The organism is Cutibacterium namnetense, from assembly GCF_001642025.1.
Taxonomy (GTDB): domain Bacteria; phylum Actinomycetota; class Actinomycetes; order Propionibacteriales; family Propionibacteriaceae; genus Cutibacterium; species Cutibacterium namnetense.
On sequence record NZ_LWHO01000005.1, the window covers coordinates 127,392 to 148,201 of the forward strand.

Below are 20,810 nucleotides of genomic sequence, written 5' to 3' on the forward strand. Positions count from 1 at the left end.
ATGTCCCGGTGGCCGTGATGAGGCAGGCTCAGCACCGACCAAATGCCGGACCGGGCAGTTCTGGCGGGGTGGCTGCTGGTTTCTCGTCGAGCTGTTGCAGGCACTCGGCAATCGCCGCGTCGAGCTGAACGTCGTTATCGGACTGCCAATCCTCCGGAGACACCGTCACGACGATGTCCGGATCGACGCCGTGGTTCTCCACACCCCAGCCATAGCTGCCATACCAGCCGGCGTACCGCGGCTGGGTCACTGAGGTGCCATCAACGAGGTCAAACCTGCCGTCGATTCCGACGACACCGCCCCACGACCTCTCGCCAATGACCTTGGCGTACCCCATCGCCTGGGTGGCGGCCGCGACGATGTCACCATCGGAGCCAGCCCACTGGTTAGTAATCATGACGATCGGGCCGCGCACAGCGTTCTGCGGATAGGTATCCGCAGTGGCATACCACCTGCTGTAATCCCACCCGACGACCCTGCGAGCTAGCCTCTCGACAACCAGCTGCGAGGTGTGACCACCATGATTGAACCTCACGTCAGCAATAACGCCCTCGTGGCGGGTGGCCTCACCGATCTGGCGGTGTAACTCGGCCCAACCATCGCAGACCATATCCGGTACATGCAGGTAGCCGAGTCGTCCGCCCGAATGTTCCTCAACATAGCGGCGACGCGACGCCACCCAGTCGTGGTAGCGCAGCGGAGCCTCGTCAGCCATGGGCACGACGGCTACCTGACGCACATCCTCGCCGCGACGTACCGTCAGCTCAACAACCCGTCCCGCTGATCCTTCCAGGAGCTCACCGAGGCAGCCATCGACGCCGACTTTCCGACCGTCTACCGCAACGACGACGTCCCCATCAGCCACCGCGACTCCAGCTGCCCGCAGCGGCGACCATGCGCGAGGATCCGACGACTCGCCAGGAATAACCCGGATGACCTTAGCCCCGCCAGCCTCGCTGCTGACGTCGGCACCTAGCAGACCAGCGCGCATATCCGGATCCCCAGTGACGCCGGGGGCCGACACGTAGGAGTGCGAGGTGTTGAGCTCAGCAACGGTCTCCCAGAGGATGTCGTGGAGGTCGTCTGCGACGTGGCACAGCTCAACGAGGGGACGGTAGCGGGCCAGGACGGCGTCCCAGTCGACCCCGTTCATGTCCTCGCGCCAATAGTGGCTCGCCATAAGGCGCCCGTTCTCATCAAACATCTGACGCCACTCAGCACGCGGATTGATGGTGCGACGCAGCCGCGTCAGGTCGACGCGGATGCATGCGGGATCGTCGTCATCAACCCTGTGAGATGAGGGGACGACGATAATGTCATCGCGATGGCGCACCACGAGACGCTCCCCATCGCCCGAAACGGAGAAGGTGTCGACGCGTTCACACAGCTTGTCGAGATGACGGGCGGACAAGTTGTAGTGCCACAAGGTGTCGCTAGGCGCTTCCCCGGTAACACCCGCGCGCGTAGCACCGAGCTCGCCACCGCGATCAGCCATCTCGATCCACACCAGGCCATCTTTGACGGCTGCCAGATCGCGGTAGGAACCCGACGATACCGGGAACGGCACCATCCTCTCCTCGAATCCGTCGGCAGCAAGATGGCAAACAACATCTAGACTCGCCTCAGCTTCGCCATTACCAGCCTCTGCGGTGGCCTTGGCTGGAGCGTCCTGCACTTCACTGATTCGCCATCCCTGGGAGGACGGGCCGAACGGAGATGCCTCGGTCGCGCTGAGTGGAACCAGCCACGGACGCTGCGTGTGGCCGAAGGACAGGTCGAAGGTCTGACCGTCATAATTCGGGTCAAAGGTGCGCGCTGAAAGCATGGCGAGGTACTTGCCATCGGCAGTGAAGACCGGGCACGAGTCGTCAAAGGTGCCGCGGGTGAGCTCAAAGGACTCCCTCATGCCCTGCTCATCCCAGCATCGGATTTGACCGATCATGGCCTCGCCAGTAGCCATCGGGGATCGCCACACTAAATAGCGGGAATCGGGAGACCATGCCAGCCCATTCGCCTCGCCTTCCGGAGACGTTCCAACCTCGCGGATGGCCCCGTCGGCAATGGTGACGATCAGGATGCGGCCGTCATGGCTAATGAGGGCAACCTTCTTGCCGTCGGGGGCTGGTGCGATATGCAGCACGCGACCAATCTGCCCCTGGGCAATACGCCGAATCTCACCAGTGCCATCAAGGTTGGCGACCTCGAGGCAGTCTTCTCCGTCGACGTCGCTGGCCCACACTCCTTGGCCGGACTGGCCAAGAACGCGCGGCTCACGGATGCGAACGCCGTCGGCTGCCGAGAGAGCTCGCGCGGGGCCGCAGCGATGGGTGAGGAAGTATGCGGCCCCTCGCCACTCAAGCAACGATCCGTCGCCACCATGATCCGAGACGACCGCTTCCAGGCGATCCGTAGGATCCAGCGGTACGCGCGGCGGGGCTCCGATACCGAGGTCAATCTCCAGACGTTCTGGCTCTGCGTCAAGGCCAGTCATCGTCCACAGCGCACCGTGGGCGTGATAAACGATCGTCGCACCGTCAGTACGCGGGTCACGAACGTAGCCCTGCTCGGGGCCATGGTGGGTGTGCTGGCGCAAATCATGTCCTCGCCCATCCACCGACCAAAGTTGGGCCTGCGCCTGTGGACAGTTGTCGTCACTCATGTCGGAGCTGAACAGCAGCCGTCCGTCGATCCAACCAACTCCGTATCGTCCGGCTGCAGCGTAGCGACCGTCGTGATCGTCATTGCCGTCACGCAGCAGGCGTAGGAATTTCTCGGCACCGGCGGGACGCAGCCAGATCTGGCCAGCGGTACCACCGCGGTAACGCTTCCACCGCGAGCAGTCGCCGGAATTCGGGGTGACAACGGCGACGGCTCCGTCTGGATTGACGGCCAGGTTCATCCCCGGTCCGTACCCAAGACGCTCGACCTGGCCGTTGAGGGAGACGGTGTACAACCATGCCAAGCCAACGTCGTTGGTCTGGTGCGGGGATGAGAACACCACGTGCTCGTCGTCCTGCCAGCCGACGACGAGGTTACGCGCTGCCCCTAGCCAGGTGAGTCGGCACTGATCTCCCGTAGCCAGGTCGATGACGAATACCTCGGGCCGCTGGCCCAGGTAGGAGGTCCATGCAATCTTGGTGCCGTCGGGGCTAAAGCGAGGATTGCGGACCATAACGTGATCGTTGGTGAGACGACTCGCTCGTCCTCCGGTGACGGGAACCAACCACACATCGTCGTCAGCGGTGAACACCACGAGGTCGCCGTGAACGTCGGGGTATCGCAGGTATCCAGTTGCCATGGGTGTCAGGGTACCGCTGTCACGGGGACCAGCAGTGTCGCGGGGACCAACAGGAGGAGCCAACGGCGGGCATACGAAGACCCACCACAGCGAGACTCGTCAGGATGACCATTGCCGCTGGAGCAGCGCACATCCGTGGCGATCTTGCAGAGCCGAGCGCACAAGCTACTCGCCGAAGACCTTGACGAGCACTGGTCTCAGGCAGATAGTCGGCCTCGGCCATGAAAAGCCGGCGAGGAGAGGTACTGACACTTCCCTTCCCCGGTGATGGCCTCCTGGGTTACCACGACTCGGGAAACATCATCGCGGGAGGGGACGTCGAACATGACGCCCATGAGAGTCTCCTCAATGATGGCCCGCAGTCCGCGTGCACCGGTCCCTCGTGCGACCGCTTTATCGGCGATCGCATTCAAAGCTTCCTCGGTAAAGGTCAATTCCACCCCGTCCAGCTCAAAGAGCTTTTCAAATTGGCGGGTCAGAGCGTTGCGAGGCTCGGTCAGAATACGGACCAGGGCTTTGCGGTCTAGCGGATGAACGGTCGTAACCATAGGCAGGCGTCCAATGAACTCTGGAATAAGCCCGAACTGGTGAAGGTCCTCTGGGCGAACCAGGCTGAGCGCTTCGGGCCCTTCAACGACCTCGCGCACACCCGGATCATTGTTGAATCCCAACGGACGGGTGCCGATCCGCTTGGTGATGATGTCCTCCAAGCCGGCGAAAGCGCCACCCACGATGAACAGAATGTTGGTGGTATCGATCTGGATGAAGTCCTGCTGCGGGTGTTTGCGTCCCCCCTGGGGCGGTACTGAGGCCACTGTCCCCTCAAGAATTTTCAGCAGGGCCTGCTGGACGCCCTCACCAGAGACGTCACGAGTGATCGACGGGTTCTCCGATTTGCGAGCCACCTTGTCAATCTCGTCGATGTAAACGATTCCCCGCTCAGCCCGCTTGACATCGAAGTCAGCCGCCTGCAGCAGCTTGAGCAGGATATTCTCGACGTCTTCACCCACGTAACCAGCCTCGGTCAGCGCGGTAGCGTCAGCCATTGCGAAGGGGACGTTAAGCTGACGGGCCATGGTCTGGGCTAGATAGGTCTTGCCGCAGCCGGTCGGCCCAAGCATGAGGATGTTCGACTTACCGAGCTCTACCCCGTCGTCTTCGGCGCGACGGGCGTGCGGCACGTCGACCTTGGACTGGATGCGCTTGTAATGGTTGTAGACAGCCACCGAGAGGGTCCGCTTGGCCTCCTCCTGGCCGATCACCCAAGTGTCAAGAAATTCGCACAACTCGCGCGGACGGGGAAGATCCTCGACACCACCGACCTCTTCAGAGGAAGAAAACTCCTCTTCGATGATCTCGTTGCACAGCTCGATGCACTCGTCACAGATGTAGACCCCGGGGCCAGCGATGAGCTTCTTGACCTGCTTCTGGCTTTTGCCGCAGAAGGAACATTTGAACAGGTCTCCGCTCTCACCAATTCGCGCCATCCGGCTTCCTCCTACTCGGCATGCTCGTGTCGATCCGTCTTCTCCGTGACGATCGTCCTCCCGAGGTGTGCGCCGTCCACCCTAGCCGTGGACGGTACCTATTTGGGACGTCGTCGTCACCCGTGTCGGGTGACGACGACCAACCCTGCAGTAACCCTCGAGGGTCACCAGAAGACAACCTCGTCAAACCTCACAGCGAGGTCAAAATGTCGTCGATGAGGCCATACTCCTTCGCGCCTTGAGCAGTCAAGTACTTGTCGCGATCAATGTCCCTGGAAATCTGCTCGACGCTCTGACCAGTCGCTGTAGCAAGCATGTTCTCCATGAGCTTGCGGATGCGCTGAATCTCGTCGTCCAAGATCTCAATATCGGTGGCCTGGCCATATGTGGCCTGGCCCATCGCCGGCTGATGGATCAGGACGGTCGAGTTCGGCAAGGACAGACGCTGCCCCTTCGCACCGGCGGCCAGCAGCACGGCCGCAGCCGATGCCGCCATGCCCAGACAGATCGTCTGAACGTCGGGACGCACATAGTTCATGGTGTCGTAGATCGCCGTCATAGCGGTGAACGAACCACCAGGCGAGTTGATGTACATGCTGATCTGACGATCCGCATCCATCGACTGTAAGCACAGCAGCTGAGCCATCACGGCGTTGGCGATGTCGTCAGTTACCGGAGTGCCAAGGAAGATGATGCGATCCTCGAACAGCTTGGTGTACGGGTCGACGCGACGTACACCGTAGGAGGTGCGCTCCTCCCATTGCGGGATGTAGTAGTCGTTGCGCGGACCTGCCGGGGCTAGCCCGCCGGGAGCAGCCTGCTCGGCCTGCTCGGCGTTCATGGCGGCCAACCGATTCTTGTCAAAGGCGTTGAATCCCATGGTCACCTCACTGATTGGGAGCGTCGCCACGCAGCTGCGACGCATTGCTGTAGACGTGGTCAATGAGACCGTACTCGAGAGCTTCCTGAGCGGTGAACCAGTGGTCCCGGTCGGAATCTTCGAGAATCTGTTCAAGGGTGTGGCCAGAGTGCTCGGCGTTGAGCTGAGACAGCTCACGCTTGGTGTCCTTAAGCATCTTGGCATTGATGGCGATCTCAGTAGCAGTACCACCAACACCGCCGAGAGGCTGGTGCATGAGGATCTTGGCGTGCGGCAGAGCGTACCTCTTGCCGGGGGTACCGGCGGTCAGCAAGAACTGGCCCATCGACGCTGCCATGCCCATCGTCACCGTCGCAACATCGTTAGAGATCCACTGCATAGTGTCGTAGATCGCCATTCCCCCGGTGACCGAGCCACCTGGGGAGTTGATGTAGAGGTAAATATCGGCCTCGGGATCCTCAGCGTTGAGCAGCAACATCTGGGCGCACAGCGCATTCGCGTTCTCGTCTTTGACCTCGGAACCGAGGAAGACGATGCGGTTGCGTAGTAGCGACTGGTAGACGTTGTCGGTCATCCCGGCACCGCCGGCCTCGGGGCCGGCCATGGCGGGCATGCCCTGGGAAGTGATCGAAGTATTATGACTCACGAATCAGAATTTACCTTGCGGACACGACAGTTACAGCGCCTTTCGCGGTCAGCACTCCCCGAACACCATCGGCATGCTAGCCCTCAGGGCTGTCCTCAAGCCCTTCGGTGGGCCGAGAAGAGATCAGCGCATTGACCCATCGAGCACCAGGGTCGTGATCGATGAGGGTGGCCTTGACGAGCAAGGAGCACGGCAAAGCGATCAGAGTCCCCAACGCCCCAAAAACCCAGCCCCACAAGAGCAGAGAAACGAAAGACATGGTTGGTGTCAGCCCCACAGCATCGCCAGCAAACTTCGGCTGGATGATCGATTGGATGACGAAGTTCAGCACCGAGTAGGAGACGACGACAGCCACTGCTGCCACCCAGCCGTCATCGAAGAGGGCTAACAGGGCTGGCGGGATCACACCGATAATGAAGCCAATATTCGGGATGTAATTTGTCAAAAAGCTGAATAGTGCCCATACTCCGGCAAGCGGAACGCCGATGATAAGCAAAGCGGCCCAGTCAAAAAGAGCGACGATAAGGCCGAATACTGTCGTCACCAACCAGTACTTACGAATCCCAGTAGCGAAGGACTCCAAAGCTAAAACGACATCTGGCTTACGGCTTCCGGCCATCCGCAGCCGATCATGCATCTGTGGGGTATCCATGACCATAAAGATCATGCCGGTGAGGATGACGATAATCATCGTCACGACGCTGGTGGTATCAGAGGCCACCGACGTCACGACCGACATCACTTGCTGAGGATCGATCTTTTTAAGCTTGTCAGCGATGACTTCCTGGGAATACCCAAGCTGGGTCGACCAGTGCAGCAGTTGCGAATAGATCTTCTCCATTTGCGGGATGTAACTTTGCAACTGATTAATCATGGCTGCCACCGACCACACCATTCCTATGACGCCAGCCGCCAACACAACGATGACGGCAGTGCCAGCTGTGGTGGCCGAGATCCACCGCGGACACTTGTGCTTCACGAGCCAGGTGTGGATCGGATAGGCAGTGATGAGAAGGTTCAAACCGAAAAACAACGGCGCGATAACGCTCGAGAGCTCGTGCAGGAAACTCAGCCCCAGCCACGCTGCAGCCAGCGTAAGCAAAACAATGGTGAGCTTCGGCAAATCATGCTTACTGGTGGCTGCCGCAGTCTTTTCTTGATCATTTGGCTGGGCTTGAAGCCCGGATTCATCTGCTTGTCTCGCGCTCGTTGCGCCATGGGTGGGCTGATCCTCAGCCTCCAATTCACCACGCTCAACCGCACGGGCCACCGCAATATCGTCAGCCACCATTTGCCGTACATCGTGCAACCGACGAGTGGCTGGGACAACAGAGATCCGGCGTCGAGGTCGTGTAGGGCGCTTGTTCATCGAACTTCCTCGGAATTGACGTGGGACCGGCGCCGTGCGGAAACCCGCACGACGCCGGCCATCAACGGATCATGTCGATCCTACGGGACGTGTAGCCCCGGATCATCACTCGGACTTATCGTCCTTGGCAGCCGTCTTCTTCTTGGCGGCAGGCTTCTTAGTGGAATTCTTCTTGGTGGTCGTCTTCTTAGCAGCAGACTTCTTGGCGGGAGCTTTCTCCTCAGCCTTAGGCTCCTCAGCTGGAGCCTCGGTAGCTTCGTTGTCAGCCTCCTCGGCGGAGCCCTCAGCCGCAGTCTCCTTCTCAGGCTGCTCGTCGGCGATGGTGCCGTCAGGCTGGATGCGGTCAAGCTCGAGGGCATTGCCCTTCGAATCGGTGACGGTAGCAGCACCCACCATGGCGGCCAAAGCCTTGCCACGACGGATCTCCTGCATCCAATCGGGCAGGTGATTGTGCTGCATCATGTGCTGAGCCTCCTCCTCAGGGGAGGTACCGTTTTGCTGGGCCTTACGGAACAGCAACTCGGTCAACTCGTTCTGCTCAACACCGATCTCGTCGTCATCGGCCATCTTGTCGAGGACGATCTGAGCTTTCAGGGCGTCCAAGGAACGCTTTTCGATTTCGGCCCAGAAATCGTCAGCGTTGTCCACCTCCTCCTCGGAGTCCTCGAGATACTCCTCAACGGTCATGCCGGCCTGGGACAATTGCTGATTGACCTGCTGACGACGGGCCTCGAGCTCAGAGTCGATGAGCTTGGTCGGCAGCTCGATGTCGATCTTGGAGATAACTTCCTCCAACACCTTGTCGCGGGCGTCCGCAGCCTGGTCGAGGCGAGCCATGTTTTCCAGAGCAGTGCGCAGGTCGGCACGCATCTCATCGACGGTGTCGAACTGACTGACCAACTGGGCGAAGTCGTCGTCAACCGCCGGGAGCTCCTGCTCACAGACCTTGGTGACGGTGACCTTAATGTCGGCATCCTGGCCGCGCAACGGGCCACCGACGAGGGTGGAGTGGAACTGTGCGGACTCACCTGCCTTGAGGCCAGTAACGGCCTCATCAAGGCCTTCCAGCATGCCCTCGGAACCGACCTTGTAGGTAACGCCGGAAGCAGTGGCGTCTTCGAGAGCCTCTCCGTCGCGGGTTCCAGCCAGGTCAATAGTGACGAGGTCATCCTTGGCGGCAGCGCGCTCGACCTCCGTATTGGTAGCGAAACGCTGGCGCAAGGTCTCGACGCGCTCATCAACGTCCTCATCGGGCACCTCAACGGCAGGCACCTCAACGGAGATCGCGGACACGTCGGGCAGATCAAAGTCAGGGCGGACGTCCACCTCTGCGGTGAACTCGACGACCTCGCCATCCTCCAGCTTGGTCACCTCGATCTCGGGCTGACCCAGAGGAACGACCGTGTTCTCCTCAATGGCCTTGCCGTAGGCAGTCGGGAGGGCGTCGTTAATGGCCTCCTGAAGGACGACTCCGCGGCCGAAACGCTGATCGATGACCGGAGCGGGCACCTTTCCCTTGCGGAAGCCGGGAACGTTCACCTGGGCGGCGATGTCCTTGTAGGCCTTGTCAAGGCTGGGCTTCAGTTCATCGAAGGGCATCTCGATCGTGAGCTTCACACGGTTGGTGCTGAGCTTCTCAAGGGTGCTGGGCACGAAGTTTCTCCTGTGGTTCCGATTCTGTCGTCCCCGTGGAGGGGAACACACATTCCCCGTAATTCTAGCGATGCAGTAGCCCCCGAGCCAGTGGCAGGTTCCCACCAGCCGGCGACAGCCACCCAAATCCGGGCATGTGGCGTCGCTTGCTGCCGATCCACAAGACATAGCTTAGGTTAAGCTACCCTTATATCTCCTGGGGTTGAGTAACAGGATCCATCGACGCAACAGCTGATTAAGAGGGGAACAGATATGAGAACTCTAAGGCTCGCCGTAGTGCTCACCGCCGGAGCGCTGGCGCTGTCGGCCTGTGGAAACAGTGCGAACAAGGACGGAAAAGATACGTCAGCAAGCTCCGCACAGGTGAAGATCGTGGCCACGACCACCCAAATCTGCGACTACGTCACCCAGATCGCCACTGACACCTCACCCAACGCGACTTTGACCCTCAACAAGACCGACCCCGCAGGAAAGAAGACCACTGTCGGAGCCGCCGAGGACAAGGCGAAGTCGACTATCAACCTCACCTGCCTGCTAGCGCCCAATGCCTCAGCCCACGAACACGAAATGACCCCCGCCCAGTCCAAAGCCCTGGCCAACGCTGATCTCATGCTTGTTTCCGGAGTCGATCTGGAGCACTTCCTTGACGACGCCGTCAAGTCAACTGGGTTCAAGGGAACTATGGGCGTGACGTCAGGCATCCTGTCCTCGAAGGACGTTGATGACATCACCAAGGTTAAGGAAGCTGAGACGTCGCTGCCCTACAAAGTGGATCGCGGCATCACGAAGGTCAACATCGCCAAGTGGCCCTTCCCGCCCGAACAGGGCGAAAGCGAGCCCGAGTTCCGCTTCGACCCGCATGTGTGGACCAGCCCACGCAACGCCAGCGTCCAGGTGCGCAACATCGGTTCTTTCCTCGATAAGGCATCCCCAGCCAACAAGGGACTATTCGACAAGCATGTCTCGGCTTACTCCAAGACCATCGACGACCTTGACGCGTGGGCCAAGAAGTCCCTCGACAGCGTGCCCGTCAACCATCGCGTGCTGTTCAGCTCCCATGACGCCTTCGGATACTTCGCCAAAAATTACGATGTGAAGTTCATCGGTGCGGCTATGAGCGACTTCAACAACCAGCAGGATGCCACCGCCGACAAGATTGCCGAGAGCGCCGCCGAGGTCAAGAAGTCCGGTGCCCGCGCGATATTCGCCGAGAACTCCAACAACTCCAAATCGATCGAGGCAGTCGCTAAGGCCGCCGGCGTCAAGGCCATCGTCGGTGACGACGCCCTCTATGGCGACTCCTTGGGTCCCGATGGTTCTGAGGGCGCCACCTACGTCGGCTCAATCGTCCACAACGTCACCAACCTGGTGAAGGCTTGGGACGGCACAGTGGCCAAGCTGCCTGGTTCCTTGAAGACCGCGACGAAGTGAGCCATGACCCCGGTCAAAGCACAACGTCCAGACGCCGTCACCTTCATCGACGCCTCATTCGGATATCGCAGAAAACCGGTACTCACCGACGTCAATGCGACCCTTCCAGCGGGCCAGGCCATGGCCCTGCTGGGCCCGAATGGGTCAGGAAAGACAACCCTACTGAGAGGCATCCTCGGAGCCGTTCAACAACTCGACGGCACGGTGGACGTCGACCGTAGCTCCATTGGTTATGTCCCACAGTCCGCGGATCTCGACCTCACCTTCCCCGTCACGGCCAGCCGCGTCGTCGAAATGGGGCTCTACCGAGAGGTGGGATCGTTTGGTCGGATCGGTCGCACCCGACGTCGTCGAGTCACCGACGCCTTGGAACGAGTCGGTATGGCCGACAAGGCCAAACGGCGATTTGGCGAATTGTCTGGTGGTCAGCGTCAGCGGGTGCTCGTGGCTCGCGCCCTTGTCGCTCATCCGACTTTGGTACTTCTTGACGAGCCCTTCAACGGGCTAGATGACCCGACCCGTCGACTGTTGCTGCGCATCATTGCTGAAATCAAGTCAGAAGGAATCGCTGTTATATCCTCCACTCACGATCTTGCGCTAGCTCGCGAGACCTGCGAAATGGTCATGCTGCTGGCCGGACATCAGATCGCCGTTGGCCCGCTAAACCAAGTGCTCACCGACGAAAATCTAAGGCTGGCCTACGGTGGGGACGTCACCGAGACGCAAACCGGCCCCGTCACTTTGACAAGCGTAACCTCATGAATTTCGCCGCGCTTATCGAAACTCTTCGGCAATCCTTAGAGCCCGTACCCGGATTCCAAGATATCGCATCAGCACCGTACATGTTTCGACCATTTATCGTCCTGATAGTACTAGGGGTCGCCGGCGGCGTGGTGAGCGTCATAGTCAATCTAAGGAAACTGGAATTCAACTCCGAGGCCACCGTCCATTCGGTATTTCCTGGGATTGTCCTCGGCGCATTCATTGGAGGTATTGATTCCATCATCCCCGGAGCTTCCCTAGTAGGAATTCTGGTTGCCTTCGCCTTGACCCAGGTAGGTCGGTCCGGCCGGGGCTCAGATGAAGCTGGAACAGCCGTCGTCTTGACCTCCTTCTTCTCCATCGGCATGGTGATCTCGCTGCGAGTAGCCGATATGTCGGGGCAATTGGAGGCCCTCATGTTTGGACGCCTTCTCGACGTCACTGACCCTCGCATGACGCAGACCTGCCTGGTGTGTCTGGTCGCCCTGCTCGTCGTGCTGCCGACATGGCGGCGTCAGATCTTTCTGGCCTTCGACCGAGATGGGGCTCGCAGCGCTGGGATGGGCGGATTCTGGGACGATTTCGCGGTCAATGCAGCCCTAGTGGCGGTGACGATCGCCGGTTCGACGGCAGTCGGGACTCTACTCATAATCGGCTATCTCGTCGTCCCAGGAGCTGCGGCTCGGTTATTATGCCGCTCAGTGCGCGCCATGGTGCCGGTAGCCATCTTCGTCGGAGTCGCGGGCGGCTGGCTTGGTTTATGGATTGCTAATCTCGACGCTCCCCGCCCCATATCGCCGCAGGCCAGTGTGGCATTAAGCGTGGTCGGACTGTTCTTCGCATGTTTGGCCGTTCGGGGAGTGCGATCCCTCGTCGCAAAGGTGGTTTCCTGAGATGTGGGATATCGTTCGTCTACCGCTGTTTGAAATCATAGTCGTGGGGGCATTATGTGGACTCTCAGGCGTTTTCGGTGTGCTCCGGAGAAGGGTGTTCTTTGCCGAGTCGATCACCCATTCCACTTTTCCTGGTGCTGTCCTCGGTGTGGTCATCGCAGGAATGTTCACTACTGACCAGAAAATGCTATCCATCTGGTTATTCATCGCGGCCTTCGCCATCTGCATTCCCATGACGGTGCTAATGCGATCCTTGACGAGAATCCCGGAACTATCAGGACAGGCAGCTGCCGGCATCGTCCTCACGTTAGGGTTCGGTCTGGGGTATTTCTTCGACCGTTGGTTCGCACCCCTACCTCTGCACGTGGATGGATTCCTCACCGGATCCCTCTTGCATGTCAACACAACCGACTTGACGGTGGCGTCCGTGGTGCTGGCCGGGGTGTTATTAGTGACTGCTGGACGGGGCCGTCACATGATCTTCCGCTGCTTCGACGCCGACGGATGCCAGGCATCCGGAATCCGGGGGGATCTGATAGACGCCATCATCTTGACGATTATCCTCGTGTCAGTCGTCGTCATCATCCCGGCAATCGGCAATATCTTGTCTATCGCCCTAGTGGCAGCCCCGGCGGCGGGACTCAAACGCCTCGTCAATACACCGACAGGTTTACTCATCGCTGCCCCAATCGCGGGAGTAACGATCGGCGTAGCGGGGCTATTCTTTGCCGTCCTCGCCAATCTGTCGGTTGGTGGCACTATCGCGGTGCTGGCCGGAATATTCCACCTCATCTGTCGCAACATCTCATGGGCACAACAATGGTTCATGAGACGATCCATGAAACATGGCCTTACATGAGTCAGGGCGATCGTTGACACGTGAAAGCCAGACTCGTGAGAAATGGAGCGGATGACGGGAATCGAACCCGCGTAGCCAGTTTGGAAGACTGGGGCTCTACCATTGAGCTACATCCGCACATCCGCGAAGGGACCTCAATAGGATACACGGATCGGCCAGCGACGTCACATCCGCGACGGCATGATGTGCCACAGGTGCCCCGAGCCCGCTCTTCAACCCCCCCAATATCAACCTTTCGGACCATGTCCACATCTAATTCCCGTGATGTGATGACACCATGACACCGTTGAAGAAGCTTGCAACCTGCGCAACCACCTGGCTAGTCATCGGCCTGCTTGGCGGAGTGTTCTACCGCGAGTTCACCAAGGCCCACGACTTCACCGGCTGGACCCAGCTCAAGGTGGTGCACACCCATAGCCTGGCGCTGGGCTTCATGCTCACCCTCATTGTCCTTCTGCTGGAACGAGCTTTCACTCTTTCTCAACACCGTGGCGCCTTCGCTACCTATTTCTGGGGATTCAACCTTGGCTTACTGCTGACGATTGCAATGCTCGTCATGCACGGCGTGATGCAGGTAAACGGGCACACGGAGGCATCGCCGGCAATGTCCGGTATTGCAGGTCTCGGACACATCGGCCTGTCTGTCGGTCTCGTCGGCCTCATGGTGGCCCTGTTCAAATCACTTCCAACGGGCAAAAATCGGGATCAACTCACGACCGACCGCTAACCCTTGAGAACATGGCGATCGCTCGTCACATAGCGTAGATATGTCGATATTTCACGATGGGGTCCGGCGGTATCCACCGGACCCGTTGTGTCACTCAGCGAGCCGATCATCGTGGCTAGATTCACCCTGGTGAAGCGAAGTTACTGAGGCGCCGGCTACATCGACAGGCCTGTTGGCGTGCCCATAGACGTTGTCCTTGACCCATTCCGGCGGTAGCTCGCTGCCCTTAACAGCTTCGAGGACAAGATCGACTTTCAGCTGATTACCGGTGATCCTGCCGTGGCACACCAAAGCGGTACCTGCGTCCTCGCACGCTTCGACGACGGGAAGAAAGTGCTGGCTCATTTGGGTCGACAACAGGCCCACCATTACGCCGCCTACCTTGACGCCTACGACCGTCCTCTCTGTCGTCTTGAGCTTCTTGATAAACGATTTCAGCTCAGCTACCACTGGCACAGAGTGCTCGCCGGCAAGCAGACCCAACAAAGCCTCGGTGTGGTTCTCCTCACCGGTGACTTGCACCTTACGGCCCTGTGGCAGGATGGCTACTGGCCCACTGGGCATTCCGACAGGAACCTTCACCTCATCGGGCAGCGGAAACTTAACACTCACACCGGCTTTAAACCCGTTTTTGCGCGTCATCCAAATCGAGGCCGGAACCAACAAACATTGGTGCGAGGAGTGAAGCTCCTCGACCACATGACGGTATGATTCTCTCGCTTCATCCGGAACCATTCCGACCTGCACATCATCAATGAAGACGGCTAGTTTGTGGTTCGGAGTAAGCCTCACTTGCGCATCGAGGTCATCGAGCCGCACCTTTTCGCGTTTACCATCCTCGCCGCAAGAGACACAGACCCGAGTGATACCAGCCTTGAACTTCTTAGTCGCGGCAAGTTTGTAGTTACGCACACAGGGTCCCCACGGTTTAACTGGCGTCTGCGTACGCGCCGTAGAGGACCGCGTACGCATCATAGCGGACACTGACGATAAGAGCTGTGGGTGAGCTGACGGCCGCATCGAAGATATGGCCTTACTCGTATCTGGGTGAGCGAGTGCCTCGCGGAGGGCGCTATTAGTCGGGATCTCAACGTATGCATCAAGAGCATTGATAACGCGTCCGTGAACATCCATCGATGTCACGCCTAGAGAGTCCCACGCTGGGGCGATATCGGCGGCAGCCCATACAGACACATAACCGATATGCCTTCCATTCACACTAACCTTGAGCGCATTCTTATGCGTGGCTATTCTGCGGCTCACGTTCAACGCATAGCACCGTAGAACCAACAGCGGACTTCGGAACCTTGTAATAGCACATTCCGAAAACGTCGTAACGGGTGACCCCATCCCCGACGTTAAGCACCATGGAGGATCCCGAAGACACTACCCTTGCATTAACCTTCGCGGCAGGTAGCGCCCTGTGCTTAGCGCAGACAGCGATAATCGCCAGCCAAGACCCTACGGCCATCCATATTCCCGCGCGTGGGATCCAGAACATAGCGGCGACGATGAGCACGCACCACCACGGGTGGGAAGCAATGAAATCCCTCATTATGTTCGCGTGGTTGCTCATGCTTCATCCCATTCACCGGTGGTCTGGTCTTCTTCGCCTGCCTCATCTTGCTCGCCGAAGCGGATGCTTGTGGAAGGCGTCATGACGTGTGCAGCCCGTCTGTCCTCAGCCGCAGCGGAAGCAGAACGGATCGAAGCCACACCCACCCGCCGTGAATTCTTCTGAGCTCCAGTTTGCGGGGTGTCACTGCTCCTTTCCAGAACCAGTGACACGACGGGTCTTGCTAAAGCGTCCTGCCGAAGGCACACCATCTCTGGCGGTGAAGGCCACTCACCCCTACCGACCCTGACTCTGGCCGTTGCCCGGACTGTCGTGGGTGGAGGACTGGCCTCACTAAAGAAATCTGACAGATCGCTCATGACTCCGATTCTCACCCTCGGCTACAATGGCGACAGGTCCCTTGTAAACACTACTGCCCACAAACTACACGAAAGCCCCTCATACAAGGCGCTTCGCAGTCGTTAGACCCGGAATCAAACAGCGCTTACAACAAGTTCTGCATCGTGCGTTCCTCGGCAGCGATGCTTGCTTAGGCAGACAACCACACAACTGCGAATCCCCATTCTCGTGATGGCTCATTGGCCGAGCGGCGGGGTTTCCACTAAGCTATCGGTGTTCTCGTTGCGGTGAGCGTAGCGGAACGGGGCGTAGCGTAGTGGCTAGCGCGCCTGCTTTGGGAGCAGGAGATCGCAGGTTCGAGTCCTGTCGCCCCGACCACCTAGTCAAGGCCACTTTGACGGCATCACTGCTTGTCAGGTGGCCTTTTTCTGTGCCCGGATAATGTATGCGGAGGCGGTCCGAGGCGATCGATAGTCACCCCAAGCGACTGTACCGAGTACAGCTGTGGCTAGGGATTTTGTCGAGGCTGTCCTATGTGATCTGTACTGAATACGACTAGGCAGCGTTGGTTGGTACGTACGTCACGGTCCCGCGGTCCTGCTTAGTCGCGTCACCTCACCACCGAACGGATGGCATCAGCGATTGCCTGTGGTCTGTCCAGCATCATGAGGTGGTGCGAGTTTTCCACCACGACCAATCTCGCGTTGAGCATCGGGGCCAGGCGTTCGTGAAGTTCCAGTTCCTGCTCCTGGCCTGAGTACACCGCCGACAACAACACCGTCGGCACGTCTGGCCAAACATGATCTGAACGCACAGCCATGAGATCCCACGCTTGTTGGTCGTACCCAATCCATTCAGTTACTGCCATCGCCATAGCGTCGGGGCTGCCATAAACCCGGTGAAGCCGGTGCTCCTGGAATTGATGCCACACCGCCGAACCTGACCTCATCGTCTGAGCCATGACGCCGAGGGCGAAAGCGTGACGACCCAACGAGCCAGCCACCGAGTCCATAACCTTATAAACTGCACGCGGCAACGCCACACTGCGACGACGTGGCGGATGAGTTGGCCACTCCACAGAGGGGTCAACGAAGACGACCCCTGCCACGACCTCGGGGTGCATCCGAGCGAACGCCTCGGCGTGAAAGGCTGCCATGGAATGGGCAACGAGAATAACCTTTCGCGGCTGCCCGACGTCCCAGTGCCCCTGAATCAGACCAACGAGATCGGCCAGGCTAGCAGTTTCTTCAGCCAACTGGGGATAGCGCCCCGGCCAGACGGTTCCACCGAGACCTGGCCGGTCGTAGGTGACGACGTCGAGGTTTTGCAGGCGATCCACGACGGGTTTCCAGAAGTCGCTCGATGCCGCAGCTCCTGCCATGAGCAGTACGACAGGGTCCTTGATGTTGTAGTCCGGCCCTTCCCCATCGTCGTATCCGACGCGGAACGACCGTCCGCCTAATTCGCGAACCGATGTTAGAGCGTCGTGAGACGAATCAAGCGTCTTGTGGCCGTGCCCGTGGGAACAACCGGCCCGGTTGTCGTTATTCATGACACTCTCCTATCTCACTGCAGGTTCTGGACCCTCACGCCCTTACAAGGCGCGCGGACGCACCAGCGGAAAACTAATCGTCTCGCGGATTGACGCATTCGTCAGCATCATGACCAGACGATCCAGGCCCATACCCATACCGCCAGAAGGCGGCATCGCGTATTCGAGAGCTTCCAGGAAGTCCTCATCGAGCTCCATCGCCTCCGGATCGCCCCCCGCAGCCAGCAAGGATTGGGCTGTAAACCTCTCTCGTTGAATCACCGGATCGACGAGCTCCGTGTAAGCCGTACCCACCTCGGAACCGAAGATGATGAGATCCCATTTCTCGGCCAGCCGCGGGTCATCGCGGTGCTGTCGTGTCAGTGGAGAGACGTCCGTCGGGAAGTCGCAGAAGAACGTTGGCTCGACGGTGACATGCTCACTCAGGTGCTCATGCAACTCCAGGACGACGTCGCCTCGACTCCACTTCGGCAAAGTCGCAATACCGAGCTTGTTGGCATACCCCATGAGCGTCTCTTTGGGAGTATCGGCAGTGACTTCCTCTCCCAAGCCACGCGAAATTCCCTCATTGACGGTGACGACATGCCATTCGTTAGCTAGATCAACCTCGTGCTCGACACCCTTGCGGTCACGCCCACGCACGACCGTCCCGCCGATAGCGTTGCGGGCTGCGGACAGGATCATCTCCCTCGTGAGGTGGCGCATCTGGACGTAATCACCGTACGCCTGGTAGGCCTCGAGCATCGTGAACTCCGGATTATGCGTGGCGTCGGCACCTTCATTACGAAAGTTCCTACCGATCTCGAACACTCGTCCTGCCCCGCCGACCATCAGCCTCTTGAGGTACAGCTCCGGGGCAATGCGCAAATAAAGGTCCAGATCGTAGGCATTAATGTGGGTGCGGAATGGACGCGCGTTCGCCCCGCCGTGGATCGTCTGCAGAATCGGCGTCTCAACCTCGATGTAGTCGTGACTCAGCAGGGTCTCTCGCACCGCGCGGATGGCGTTAGAGCGAGCGCGCAGTTGATCGCGCGCACCCGGATTAACGATGAGGTCGAGATAGCGCTGCCGAACCTTCGCCTCTGGGTCGTTGAATCCCGATCGTCTCGGCGGCAGTGGTCGCAGCGATTTCGCTGCCAGCCGCCACGACGTCGTCTCCAGACTTAACGTTTTGTTACGGGAAGCCCCAACCGTTCCAGCGGCTACCAGGTGGTCTCCCAAAGACACCGCATGACGGAAGTCCCGCAGACTGTCGACGCCCACGGCGTCACGTTCCATGACTAGCTGGCAGGCTCCCGTCCAGTCGAAGAGATCAACGAAGATGACCCCGCCGTGGTCGCGGCAAGCGCCGACTCGTCCAGAAACGGTCATCTTCTGGCCAGTCAACTCGCCAACGACGTCGCCCGGGCGGTGGTCGGGCTGACAATCAGGCGGATAGGCCTCCACTCCCGACTCAATAAGACGCTCGCGGGTCGCCATCCGGGTACGAACCTGCTCGGGAAGACGACGCTGCGGAAGAGTCGGTGTGCGTTCTTCCGCTAGAAATTCGGCGATCTCAGGGTGCCCGCTAATCGAGTAAATCGGCTGGGGCGGCGGTTCCACCGGGTAAAGCCATTTAGGAATGTCGAGCTGGCCTTCGGCGATGCCCATGGCCAGACCTACCTGGGCCAGGTCAGAAGTGTCGGTGAAATTAAGGTAGCGGGTCTGCCAGCTCGGCTTGTACTTGACGTTAGAGCGATACAACTGCTCAATCTGGAACCACTTCGATGCCACCAGTACCAGCCAACGGTTAAGTCGACGCACAGGGGAAGCACCCACGCGAGCGCCTTCTTCAATAGCTTCGCGGAACACCGCGAAGTTCATGGACACCCGCCGAATGCCAATCTCGGGCCCAGCTGCCATGAGTCCGGCGACCATAAGTTCAGTCACACCGTTATCTGCTCCGTCAAGGTCTCGCCTCATGACGTCGAGGGACAAGCCGTCATTGCCCCATGGGGTAAAGGAAAGGATGCCGGCCGTCTGACCAGCGCGGGGACCGTCATCGGGGTAGATCGCCTCCACCATGACGCATCGACCATCCAGAGGGTCCCCCAACCGGGACAACGCCATCGAGAAGCCGCGCTCGTCGCCGTTTTGACGCCATTTATCAGTCAGGTCAATCAGGCTGTGCAACTCCTGCGGATTGATGTCCTCATGACGTCGAACCCGGGTCGTGTACCCCATCGCACGCAGTTTCGTGACAGTGTGACGCACCGGCTTGAGCTCAGGATCATCGAGATTAAACGTAGCCGGGGAGATGATGGCTTCGTCACCGATACGCATAGCCCTCAGGCCCGCCTGGTTCCATACCATCGCACCTTCCTCTGAGGTGCCGATGACGGCAGGTACCCATCCATAGGTATGGGCAACTTCAAGAAAAGCGTCAATGGCTCCAGGCCACTGGTCCACCGGGCCAACTGGGTCACCTGACGCCAATGCCACTCCAGCCTCAGTGCGATAGCAGACGGCGGCGCGACCGTTGCGGGAAAAGACGACAGCTTTGTCACGGCGCAGGGCAAAATATCCCAGGGAATCAGCCGGATTCTCGTCAAGCAGGCGTCGCACTTGCAGCTCATCAAGCAGGCTCATCATCGCGATATTGCGTTGGGAACGCAGCATGACGACAAGCGCAGCCACCAGCACGACGGCCAGCAGGAATGACACCACGCCTTGCACCCAATGCGGCGACGTCGGCTCCTGCGCGATACTTGCTTCGTTGCCTTGAAGGATACGCGTGATGATATGCACCAAGCGGTTCCGCGGCCGTCCCACACCACCGGTTAGGGACACTAACAGCCACCCGATAAATCCGGTAGCCAACAGACCCCCGACAAGTACAACGACCGCTCGTCCGAGATTGGCGCGAACCGTGTGCGCAGCAAAATCGTGACGATGAGTCAGCAATGCCTCCAGGATCCAACCAACGGAAAAGACGTTGAAAAGATACCCTGCCAGATCAATGTCATTAAGGGTGTCCGTCGGCCCGCCGGTGAGAACCTCGGTGACCACGATGGTAAAGAAAGCGGCTGCCACCAGCCACATCAGCCCGAACACGATGAGGCTTATCCACCAGGCGAACCTCTTACGTCGCGACAGCGCGTCCGCAAGCACCAACAAGACCACCACGCCGGCCCAGCCGAAACCATCAATCGGGAAAATGAACACCGAGAACAGGTTGTTGGCGATAGCCACCCACGTAGTGCGGCTGAAGACCAGACGCAACACAATGAGTAGCGCGGCAATGTTCATAAACCGCGGGATGACGACAACCGGTGTAGACCGTGGATTCGAAGTCGATC

16 protein-coding genes and 2 tRNA genes are annotated in these 20,810 nt (G+C 59.3%); 6 read left to right on the forward strand and 12 right to left on the reverse strand.

What is annotated here, in order from left to right; translation table 11 throughout:
* Window positions 1-28 precede the first annotated feature (28 nt).
* The 6 genes from A5483_RS07540 to tig all read right to left on the reverse strand — a co-directional run bounded on the left by A5483_RS07540 (window position 29) and on the right by tig (window position 9,333).
* A complete protein-coding gene (locus A5483_RS07540; protein WP_063811425.1) occupies window positions 29-3,298 on the reverse strand; it encodes a S41 family peptidase in 3,270 nt (1,089 codons plus the stop codon).
* 197 nt (window positions 3,299-3,495) lie between these two features.
* Window positions 3,496-4,785: an ATP-dependent Clp protease ATP-binding subunit ClpX gene (gene clpX, locus A5483_RS07545; RefSeq protein ID WP_002549978.1), complete on the reverse strand. Its 1,290-nt coding sequence runs from the start codon at window positions 4,783-4,785 to the stop codon at window positions 3,496-3,498.
* 190 nt (window positions 4,786-4,975) lie between these two features.
* A complete protein-coding gene (locus A5483_RS07550; protein ID WP_042843132.1) occupies window positions 4,976-5,710 on the reverse strand; it encodes an ATP-dependent Clp protease proteolytic subunit in 735 nt (244 codons plus the stop codon).
* Entirely contained in the window at window positions 5,673-6,278 is a 606-nt protein-coding gene (locus tag A5483_RS07555) for a ClpP family protease (protein ID WP_042843152.1), read from the reverse strand. Before A5483_RS07555 ends, A5483_RS07550 begins: the two co-directional genes overlap by 38 nt.
* A 109-nt stretch (window positions 6,279-6,387) precedes the next feature.
* Window positions 6,388-7,602, reverse strand: a complete 1,215-nt coding sequence (locus tag A5483_RS07560) for an AI-2E family transporter (RefSeq protein ID WP_042843133.1) — start codon at window positions 7,600-7,602, stop codon at window positions 6,388-6,390.
* Window positions 7,603-7,785: 183 nt separating this feature from the next.
* Entirely contained in the window at window positions 7,786-9,333 is a 1,548-nt protein-coding gene (gene tig / locus A5483_RS07565; protein ID WP_002550049.1) for a trigger factor, read from the reverse strand.
* Between the two features lie 252 nt (window positions 9,334-9,585).
* Between tig and A5483_RS07575 the strand changes: the two genes are divergently transcribed.
* Genes A5483_RS07575 through A5483_RS07590 form a run of 4 tightly spaced genes read left to right on the forward strand, consistent with a single transcriptional unit; the run spans window position 9,586 to window position 13,278 of the window.
* The gene (locus A5483_RS07575) at window positions 9,586-10,764 is read left to right on the forward strand and encodes a metal ABC transporter substrate-binding protein (RefSeq protein WP_063811427.1); all 1,179 of its coding nucleotides are present in this window, start codon (window positions 9,586-9,588) and stop codon (window positions 10,762-10,764) included.
* 3 nt (window positions 10,765-10,767) lie between these two features.
* Window positions 10,768-11,526 (forward strand): metal ABC transporter ATP-binding protein, encoded by a 759-nt coding sequence (locus A5483_RS07580; RefSeq protein WP_002550045.1) that lies wholly within the window; start codon window positions 10,768-10,770, stop codon window positions 11,524-11,526.
* The gene (locus A5483_RS07585) at window positions 11,523-12,419 is read left to right on the forward strand and encodes a metal ABC transporter permease (RefSeq protein WP_082864019.1); all 897 of its coding nucleotides are present in this window, start codon (window positions 11,523-11,525) and stop codon (window positions 12,417-12,419) included. Before A5483_RS07580 ends, A5483_RS07585 begins: the two co-directional genes overlap by 4 nt.
* A gap of 1 nt (window position 12,420) precedes the next feature.
* Window positions 12,421-13,278 carry a metal ABC transporter permease gene (locus A5483_RS07590; protein WP_063811429.1) on the forward strand — a complete coding sequence of 286 codons (858 nt, stop codon included), beginning with the start codon at window positions 12,421-12,423 and terminating at the stop codon, window positions 13,276-13,278.
* A gap of 43 nt (window positions 13,279-13,321) precedes the next feature.
* Here the strand turns inward: A5483_RS07590 and A5483_RS07595 are convergent.
* Window positions 13,322-13,395, reverse strand: a tRNA-Gly gene (locus A5483_RS07595).
* 160 nt (window positions 13,396-13,555) lie between these two features.
* On the opposite strand from A5483_RS07595, the gene A5483_RS07600 reads away from it, so the two are divergent.
* A complete protein-coding gene (locus A5483_RS07600; RefSeq protein ID WP_002550051.1) occupies window positions 13,556-14,005 on the forward strand; it encodes a DUF2871 domain-containing protein in 450 nt (149 codons plus the stop codon).
* A gap of 90 nt (window positions 14,006-14,095) precedes the next feature.
* On the opposite strand, the gene A5483_RS07605 is transcribed toward A5483_RS07600, so the two are convergent.
* The 3 genes from A5483_RS07605 to A5483_RS12130 all read right to left on the reverse strand — a co-directional run bounded on the left by A5483_RS07605 (window position 14,096) and on the right by A5483_RS12130 (window position 15,940).
* Window positions 14,096-14,977, reverse strand: coding sequence for a hypothetical protein (locus A5483_RS07605; protein WP_063811449.1), 882 nt, complete (start codon window positions 14,975-14,977; stop codon window positions 14,096-14,098).
* A 265-nt stretch (window positions 14,978-15,242) separates the two neighbouring features.
* On the reverse strand, window positions 15,243-15,560 hold the full coding sequence (locus tag A5483_RS07610) for an HIRAN domain-containing protein (RefSeq protein ID WP_241497693.1): 318 nt from the start codon (window positions 15,558-15,560) through the stop codon (window positions 15,243-15,245).
* A gap of 17 nt (window positions 15,561-15,577) precedes the next feature.
* Window positions 15,578-15,940: a hypothetical protein gene (locus A5483_RS12130; RefSeq protein WP_082864020.1), complete on the reverse strand. Its 363-nt coding sequence runs from the start codon at window positions 15,938-15,940 to the stop codon at window positions 15,578-15,580.
* A 282-nt stretch (window positions 15,941-16,222) separates the two neighbouring features.
* Here A5483_RS12130 and A5483_RS07615 point away from each other — a divergent pair.
* Window positions 16,223-16,298: transfer RNA gene (locus tag A5483_RS07615), tRNA-Pro, on the forward strand.
* 232 nt (window positions 16,299-16,530) lie between these two features.
* Here A5483_RS07615 and A5483_RS07620 read toward each other — a convergent pair.
* Both A5483_RS07620 and lysX read right to left on the reverse strand, forming a co-directional pair.
* Window positions 16,531-17,472 (reverse strand): alpha/beta fold hydrolase, encoded by a 942-nt coding sequence (locus A5483_RS07620; protein WP_063811430.1) that lies wholly within the window; start codon window positions 17,470-17,472, stop codon window positions 16,531-16,533.
* Window positions 17,473-17,514: 42 nt separating this feature from the next.
* Entirely contained in the window at window positions 17,515-20,760 is a 3,246-nt protein-coding gene (lysX, locus tag A5483_RS07625) for a bifunctional lysylphosphatidylglycerol synthetase/lysine--tRNA ligase LysX (RefSeq protein WP_063811431.1), read from the reverse strand.
* Window positions 20,761-20,810 lie beyond the last annotated feature (50 nt).

Bases quoted from the DNA above. Each gene is read 5' to 3' on its own strand.
- A5483_RS07590 (WP_063811429.1), top strand. From the start codon at position 12,421: ATGTGGGATATCGTTCGTCTACCGCTGTTTGAAATCATAGTCGTGGGG.
- A5483_RS07605 (WP_063811449.1), bottom strand. From the start codon at position 14,977: ATGCGTACGCGGTCCTCTACGGCGCGTACGCAGACGCCAGTTAAACCG.
- A5483_RS07610 (WP_241497693.1), bottom strand. From the start codon at position 15,560: ATGAGGGATTTCATTGCTTCCCACCCGTGGTGGTGCGTGCTCATCGTC.
- A5483_RS07550 (WP_042843132.1), bottom strand. From the start codon at position 5,710: ATGCGTCGCAGCTGCGTGGCGACGCTCCCAATCAGTGAGGTGACCATG.
- A5483_RS07540 (WP_063811425.1), bottom strand. From the start codon at position 3,298: ATGGCAACTGGATACCTGCGATACCCCGACGTTCACGGCGACCTCGTG.
- A5483_RS07580 (WP_002550045.1), top strand. From the start codon at position 10,768: ATGACCCCGGTCAAAGCACAACGTCCAGACGCCGTCACCTTCATCGAC.
- lysX (WP_063811431.1), bottom strand. From the start codon at position 20,760: ATGAACATTGCCGCGCTACTCATTGTGTTGCGTCTGGTCTTCAGCCGC.
- A5483_RS07560 (WP_042843133.1), bottom strand. From the start codon at position 7,602: ATGGTGGCTGACGATATTGCGGTGGCCCGTGCGGTTGAGCGTGGTGAA.
- A5483_RS07585 (WP_082864019.1), top strand. From the start codon at position 11,523: ATGAATTTCGCCGCGCTTATCGAAACTCTTCGGCAATCCTTAGAGCCC.
- A5483_RS07600 (WP_002550051.1), top strand. From the start codon at position 13,556: ATGACACCGTTGAAGAAGCTTGCAACCTGCGCAACCACCTGGCTAGTC.
- A5483_RS12130 (WP_082864020.1), bottom strand. From the start codon at position 15,940: ATGAGCGATCTGTCAGATTTCTTTAGTGAGGCCAGTCCTCCACCCACG.
- clpX (WP_002549978.1), bottom strand. From the start codon at position 4,785: ATGGCGCGAATTGGTGAGAGCGGAGACCTGTTCAAATGTTCCTTCTGC.
- A5483_RS07575 (WP_063811427.1), top strand. From the start codon at position 9,586: ATGAGAACTCTAAGGCTCGCCGTAGTGCTCACCGCCGGAGCGCTGGCG.
- A5483_RS07555 (WP_042843152.1), bottom strand. From the start codon at position 6,278: ATGCCCGCCATGGCCGGCCCCGAGGCCGGCGGTGCCGGGATGACCGAC.
- A5483_RS07620 (WP_063811430.1), bottom strand. From the start codon at position 17,472: ATGAATAACGACAACCGGGCCGGTTGTTCCCACGGGCACGGCCACAAG.